Origin of the sequence: Secundilactobacillus silagincola (assembly GCF_002583405.1) — a bacterium.
Classification (GTDB): Bacteria; Bacillota; Bacilli; order Lactobacillales; family Lactobacillaceae; genus Secundilactobacillus; species Secundilactobacillus silagincola.
In genome coordinates, this window is the sequence record NZ_BCMJ01000069.1 from 1 (window position 1) to 237 (window position 237).

Annotated in this window: 1 protein-coding gene; it reads right to left on the reverse strand. The window is 52.3% G+C overall.

Annotated features, from left to right (window positions below):
• A partial coding sequence (locus CES82_RS12620) for a hypothetical protein (protein ID WP_180245755.1) occupies positions 1-237 on the reverse strand: 237 nt, incomplete at both ends.

Genomic DNA, 237 nt, shown 5'->3' on the forward strand with positions numbered 1-237 from the left:
TCCGGCTAACACTCACCGTCTTGTCGGCAACAGTTGCGCTGTAATCACCGTCATTATTTTGGCTAACCGTGATCGTACCTTCCAGATACTTAGCTTGCGTCCCTTCGGGATCGTTCTTAGCAGGATCACCAGGATCGCCTTTCGTGTAAGTAGCCTGGTTCTTCGTGTAGTGAACCGTCCGGGTGACCGTAGTGGTATAACCCTCATCACCTGGTTTGCCGGCATCTGTAACCGCCT